This window comes from Phenylobacterium sp., assembly GCF_030697925.1.
GTDB lineage: Bacteria > Pseudomonadota > Alphaproteobacteria > Caulobacterales > Caulobacteraceae > Phenylobacterium.
In genome coordinates this window covers 1-1216 of the sequence record NZ_JAUYOJ010000157.1, presented here as the reverse complement: position 1 = coordinate 1216, position 1216 = coordinate 1, and the positions used below count along the sequence as shown (strand labels likewise).

Here is a 1216-nt window from a genome sequence, read left to right as displayed (position 1 = left end):
AAACCGCCGCGCCGCCGCGCTTCCGGATCTATCCCGAGCGCGGTCACGGCTGGCCGGCGGACGATGTCCGCCTGGAAACCGAGCGCCCGGATGGAACGCGACAAGCCTTCAGCTTCACCGATCGGGGCGGCCATCTGGAATCCGTGGAACAGATCCCGGAGCCGCACGAGTTCGTCGCGCGTCTGACCCACTCCCATGGCGACCACGCCCACAGCTACGACGTGGCCTTCGTCGAACACGACCATGGCCATGACCACATCCACGAGGAGCTTCGCGGCCTCGACCTGACCGCCGGCGCGCAGGACGCGCATGAACTGGCCCATGCGAACGACATCCGCCGTCGGTTCGCTGACCGCGATGTGACCACGGGGCAGATCGTGATCTTCGGACTCACCGGTGGGCTCATCCCCTGTCCGGGAGCCATCACGGTCTTGCTGCTTTGCCTGCAGCTGAAGGCCTTCACGCTCGGCGCGGTGCTGGTGCTGTGCTTCAGCCTCGGCCTGGCCCTGACCATGGTGGCCTCGGGGGTTATCGCCGCCCTGAGCGTGAAGGAGGTGTCCAAGCGGCTTTCGGGCTTCGGGGAGATCGTGCGCAAGGCCCCCTATGTGTCTGGCGCCGTGATCCTGGCGATCGGGGTCTATCTGGGCGTCAACGGCTGGCTGCATCTGCCGCGCGGCCTATAGTCCCGCGGATCGCTGGAGCCCCCATGAGCCACACGCACAATACGGACCTCAAGAACCGCCTCAAGCGCGCCCACGGGCACCTGGCCACGATCCTCACCATGATCGAGGACAACCGCGATGGCCTGGAGACCGCCCAGCAACTGCAGGCGGTGATCAGCGCGCTCGAAAAGGCCAAGACCGTGCTGGTGACGGATCACATCGAGCATCACCTCGAGGAGGTGGTCGGGCCGCTGTCGCGCGAGGCCCGTGAAAAGCTCAGCAAGCTGAGCGACCTCGCCAAGTATCTCTAGATCGAGGGCGCGCCGGCGGCGAGGCCTCAGGCCCGGGGCTTCGCCATCAGGATGAACCAGGCGTTGTTGAACACGCCCTCGTCGAGCACCTCGAACCCGGTCGCCTCGGCCAACCCGCGCCAGCCCGCCTTGGAGGTCAGGAACAGCGACAGGACGTTGGCGACCGCGAACATCGACCAGCCCGGCGTCCAGACGGCCATCAGGAACCGCCCGCCGGGTTTCAGCACCCGCAAGGTCTCGGCC

Annotated in this window: 3 protein-coding genes; 2 read left to right on the top strand and 1 reads right to left on the bottom strand. The window is 66.9% G+C overall.

Annotated features, from left to right (window positions below):
- Together Q8Q88_RS14820 and Q8Q88_RS14815 are read left to right on the top strand one after the other, a co-directional pair.
- Positions 1–683, top strand: a 683-nt coding sequence (locus tag Q8Q88_RS14820) for a nickel/cobalt efflux transporter (protein WP_305675960.1), incomplete at its 5' end; no start/stop codon positions are given.
- A gap of 23 nt (positions 684–706) precedes the next feature.
- Positions 707–973, top strand: coding sequence for a metal-sensing transcriptional repressor (locus tag Q8Q88_RS14815; RefSeq protein ID WP_305675959.1), 267 nt, complete (start codon positions 707–709; stop codon positions 971–973).
- A 26-nt stretch (positions 974–999) separates the two neighbouring features.
- On the opposite strand, the gene Q8Q88_RS14810 is transcribed toward Q8Q88_RS14815, so the two are convergent.
- Positions 1000–1216 (bottom strand): hypothetical protein (locus Q8Q88_RS14810; RefSeq protein WP_305675958.1); only part of this gene is annotated, 217 nt, incomplete at its 5' end.